General features: G+C 67.6%; 4 protein-coding genes. 1 reads left to right on the plus strand and 3 read right to left on the minus strand.

Features of this window, described 5'->3' with window-relative positions; translation table 11 throughout:
* Window positions 1-47 precede the first annotated feature (47 nt).
* Both ACFWPA_RS19595 and ACFWPA_RS19600 read right to left on the minus strand, forming a co-directional pair.
* Window positions 48-464: a cytochrome c oxidase subunit 4 gene (locus tag ACFWPA_RS19595; protein ID WP_378508412.1), complete on the minus strand. Its 417-nt coding sequence runs from the start codon at window positions 462-464 to the stop codon at window positions 48-50.
* Between the two features lie 74 nt (window positions 465-538).
* Complete coding sequence (locus ACFWPA_RS19600; RefSeq protein ID WP_378508411.1) at window positions 539-1,609, minus strand: cytochrome c oxidase subunit II; 1,071 nt, start codon at window positions 1,607-1,609, stop codon at window positions 539-541.
* Window positions 1,610-1,824: 215 nt separating this feature from the next.
* Here ACFWPA_RS19600 and asnB point away from each other — a divergent pair, with 215 nt between their 5' ends.
* A complete protein-coding gene (gene asnB, locus ACFWPA_RS19605) occupies window positions 1,825-3,750 on the plus strand; it encodes an asparagine synthase (glutamine-hydrolyzing) (protein ID WP_378571596.1) in 1,926 nt (641 codons plus the stop codon).
* Window positions 3,751-3,820: 70 nt separating this feature from the next.
* Here asnB and ACFWPA_RS19610 read toward each other — a convergent pair whose 3' ends face one another.
* A complete protein-coding gene (locus ACFWPA_RS19610; protein WP_378508409.1) occupies window positions 3,821-4,783 on the minus strand; it encodes a carbohydrate kinase family protein in 963 nt (320 codons plus the stop codon).
* Window positions 4,784-4,913: the final 130 nt, after the last annotated feature.

Consider the following 4,913-nt stretch of genomic DNA (forward strand, 5'->3'; position numbering starts at 1 on the left):
CGCCACACCCGGTGGGGTGTGGCGCCCGCGGCGCTGGTTCGTTGGGGTCAGTGCTTCTCCGGCCCGATGTGGTACTCGAAGACCAGGCCCGCCGCGCAGGCGAGCACAACGACGACGCTGACCACGATCAGCCACGGCTGGAAGAAGGCGAGGGAGACCGCGCTCAGTGCGGCACCGCCCGCGAGGAGGATCGGCCAGAAGCTGCCCGGGCTGAAGAAGCCCAGATCGCCGGCGCCGTCCGAGATCTCCGCCTCCTCGTAGTCCTCCGGACGGGTGTCGAGGCGACGGGCCACGAACCGGAAGTAGGTGCCAATGATCAGGCTCAGCCCGGCGGTCAGGACGAGGGCGGTGGTGCCCGCCCACTCGACACCGGTCCGCGACATGGCGGTGAAGATGCCGTACACGATTGCGATGAAGACGAAAAACACCGTCAACATCTCGAAGAGCTTGGCTTCGATCTTCATATCAGCTCGTCCTTCAGCAGGTTGCTAGGTCGTCGTAGGCCGTCGGGCCTCGTGTTCTGGGGTGCCGAAGCCGGCTACTGGTTCTCGCCCTCGAGGACCTGCGTTGCCTGGCGGTAGGTCCGTTCCGTATTGAACGGGGTGGTCGACGTCGCGACCGGGGACTCGCCGATCGCCTCAAGCGCCGCGGCCGTGGTGAGCGCCTGGCCACCCTCGTCCACCGGCTTGCGCAGCTCGATGTACTTGGCGAACTTCTCCGGGCTCACGGCGCGGACCTCGAAGTTCATCATCGCGTGGTAGGTGCCGCACATTTCCGCGCACCGGCCGACGAACGCGCCTTCCTTCTGGATCTCACTGATCTGGAAGACGTTGTCGGAGTGGTTCTCCTTCGGGTTCGGCATGACGTCCCGCTTGAACAGGAACTCCGGAACCCAGAAGGCGTGGATGACGTCCGAGGACGCGAGAGCGAACTCGATGCGCTTGCCGGTCGGCAGCACCAGGATCGGGATCTCGCTGCTGGAGCCGATGGTCTCGATCTTGTTGTAGTTCAGGTAGGACAGGTCGTGCTCGGACTTGCCCGCCATCGCGCCGGGGACCTCGTAGCCGTGCACCACGTTCGGCTCGCCGGGCGCCTCGGCCGCGGCCTGCGCCTCCTCGTCGATGCCGTCGTACTTGGCGGTGCCGTCACCGAGGTCGATGCTGCGGTAGCCGAACTTCCAGTTCCACTGGTAGGCGGTCACGTCGACGACGACGTTGGGGTCGTCCTTCTTCTCGTGGACGTAGTTCTGCACGACGACCGTGAAGTAGAACAACACCGCGATGATCACGAACGGGACCGCCGTGTACAGCAGTTCCAGCGGCACGTTGTAGGCCGTCTGGCGGGGGAACTCCGGGGAGTCCTTCTTCTTCCGGTGGAAGATGACCGTCCAGAACGTCAGGCCCCACACGATGACACCCATGAACAGGGCGGCGATGACCGACCAGGTCCACAGTTCACGCATTCGCTCGGCCTGCGGAGTGATGCCCGACGGCCATCCGAAGCGAAGCACCGAATTGTCGATCGAACATCCCGACAGCAGCATGGCGGCCAGTCCCAATGAGACCGCTAGCCCCGCTCGCCGAAGGATCCGACTCTGCGCCACGTTCACGCCTTCCTGATCGCCGCAAAATTGATAGGGGCAGCCCAGCGGGACACCCGAATACTACGCAGCGTAGACCAAAGCCGCCGCCCATCCACCCTCGGGTCACACCCGGCGGTTCGGCGCGTCTGCGGCATACTCGGCACAATCAATCGGCAATCCGCTCCTCACCTGTTCACGCGGGTGTGGAGTTCCCCCCGAAGCGAATTGAGGTACTGGACGCTGTGTGTGGACTGCTCGGGCTATTGACCTCGGACGGAACCACCGACGCCGCCGTCGCACGGGTCGACTCCGCGATGCACTGCCTTCGCCACCGTGGACCCGACGAGCACGGAACCTGGCACGACGACGACCTCGTGTTCGGCTTCAACCGGCTGTCGATCATCGACATCGAACACTCGCACCAGCCGCTGCGGTGGGGCCCGTCCGACAATCCGGACCGGTACGCGCTCACCTTCAACGGCGAGATCTACAACTACCTGGAACTGCGGGAGGAACTCGCCAACGACCACGGCGCCGAGTTCCGCACCGAGGGCGACAGCGAGGCCATCGCCGCCGCGTTCCACCACTGGGGCGCCGACGCGGTGCGCAGGCTGCGCGGCATGTTCGCGTTCGCGATCTGGGACACCGAAACGCGGGAGCTGTTCATCGCCCGCGACCCGTTCGGCATCAAGCCGCTGTTCCTCGCCACCGGCACCGCGGGCACCGCGTTCGGCAGCGAGAAGAAGAGCCTGCTCGAACTCGTCGACGTGATCGGCATCGGCACCGACCTCGACCCGCGGGCCACCGAGCACTACACGGTGCTGCAGTACGTTCCGGAGCCGGAGACACTGCACACCCAGATCCGCCGACTCGAGTCCGGGTCCTACGCGTGGATCCGCCCCGGCGAGCAGCCGCGGATCACCCGGTACTTCACTCCGCAGTTCCCGGTGCGGCCGTTCACGCCGGGCAGCGAGCAGTCGCGGTACTGCGAGATCGCGGCGGCGCTCGAGGACTCCGTCGCCAAGCACATGCGGGCCGACGTCACGGTCGGCTCGTTCCTGTCCGGCGGCATCGACTCCACCGCGATCGCCGCGCTGGCGATGCGGCACAACCCGAAGCTGATCACCTTCACCACCGGATTCGAGCGGGAGGGCTACTCGGAGGTCGACGTCGCCGCGGAATCCGCGGCCGCGATCGGCGCCAGGCACGTGGTCAAGGTGGTCTCCCCCGCCGAGTTCGCCGCGGCGATCCCGGAGATCATCTGGTATCTCGACGACCCGGTCGCCGACCCGGCCCTGGTGCCGTTGTGGTTCGTCGCGAAGGAGGCCCGCAAGCACGTCAAGGTGGTGCTCTCCGGCGAGGGCGCGGACGAACTGTTCGGCGGGTACACCATCTACCGGGAGCCGCTGTCCCTCAAACCGTTCGAGTACCTGCCCGCGCCGCTGCGTCGGGCCGCCGGGAAGCTGTCGGAGCGGATCCCGGACGGCACCCGAGGCAAGAGCCTGCTCAACCGGGGTTCGATGACCCTCGAGGAGCGCTACTACGGCAACGCCCGCAGCTTCAACGACGCGCAGCTGCGGGCCGTGCTGCGGGACTTCCGCCCGGAGTGGACGCACCGGGACGTGACCGCGCCGATCTACGCGCAGTCCGCGGGCTGGGATCCGGTCGCACGGATGCAGCACCTGGACCTGTTCACCTGGCTGCGCGGGGACATCCTCGTCAAGGCCGACAAGATGACGATGGCGAACTCCCTCGAACTGCGGGTGCCGTTCCTCGACACCGAGGTCTTCGAGGTCGCCTCGCGGGTGCCGCTGGATCAGAAGATCACGAAATCGACCACGAAGTACGCGCTGCGGCAGGCGCTTGAGGGCATCGTCCCGCCGCACGTGCTGCACCGCGCGAAGCTGGGCTTCCCGGTCCCGCTGCGGCATTGGCTGGCGGGCACCGAACTGTTCGACTGGGCGCACCAGCAGATCGCGGACTCCCAGACCGATCACATCTTCGACAAGGCAGCGGTCGCGCGGATGCTGAACGAGCATCGCGACGGCGTCTCGGACCACAGCCGCCGCCTGTGGACGGTGCTGTGCTTCATGATCTGGCACGGCATCTTCGTCGAGAAGCGCATCGTGCCGCAGATCCAGGAACCGGTGTACCCGGTCCACATGTAGAGGCGCTTCGCGCCCGTGAGTCCTTCTGGCCCCCATTGGGACCAGAAGGACTCACGGGCGGCGGAGCCGCCTAGAGGACGGCGGCGATCTCGTCGGCGGCCTCGGCCCCGTAGGCCTCGGCGAGCCGCTTGACGGCGTCGTCCCGGTCCAGGGTCCACTCCTGGGTGCCGACGGTCTCGAGCACCAGCACCGCGACCAGCGATCCGAGCTGCGCCGCCCGCTCCAGGCTCAGCCCGGCGCTCCGGCCGGTCAGGAAGCCGGCGCGGAACGCGTCCCCGACACCGGTCGGGTCGACCTTCGCCTTCTCGGGCACCACGCCGACCCGGATGACGTTGCCCTCCCGGTCGACGATCTCGACACCCTTCGCGCCGAGCGTCGTGACCCGCAACCCGATCTGCTCGGCGATCTCCCGCTCGGTCAGCTCGGTCTTCTGCAGCAGCAGCGCCCACTCATACTCGTTCGTGAACAGGTACTTCGCGCCGCCGATCAGCTCCCGCGCCTCGGCGCCGGACAGCCGGGCCAGCTGCTGGGACGGGTCCGCGGCGAACGGCAAACCCAGCTCGCGGCACTGCTGCGTGTGCCGGGCCATCGCGGCCGGATCGTTCGCGCCGACGAGCACCAGGTCGACACCGGCGGGCAGGTCGGCGAGCGAGATGTCGCGGGCCTCGCTCATCGCGCCCGGGTAGAACGACGCGATCTGCGCCATGTCCTCGTCGGTGGTGCACACGAACCGGGCGGTGTGCGCGGTCTGCGACACGTGCACCGCCGAGCAGTCGACGCCGTGCTGCTCGAGCCACCCCCGGTACTCGGCGAAGTCGGCGCCGACCGCGCCGACGAGCAGCGGGGTTCCGCCGAGCACGCCCATCGCGAAGGCGATGTTGCCGCCGACGCCGCCGCGGCGAACCACCAGGTCGTCGACGAGGAAGCTCAACGAGATGTGCTGAAGCTGGTCGGCGATCAGCTGCTCGGCGAAGCGCCCGGGGAAACGCATCAGGTGATCGGTGGCGATGGAACCGGTGACCGCGATTGTCACGCGTGAGACCTTTCAGTTCGACTGCGCACGGGGCGGGACATCCCCATGTCAGATGTGCAAAGTCCTCACCGTACCCGGCCCGGTCCTGCCCCGGACACGCCTCCGGCGCGGCACCCGGTGACGGGTGCCG

This window comes from Rhodococcus sp. NPDC058505, assembly GCF_042720095.1.
GTDB lineage: Bacteria > Actinomycetota > Actinomycetes > Mycobacteriales > Mycobacteriaceae > Rhodococcus_G.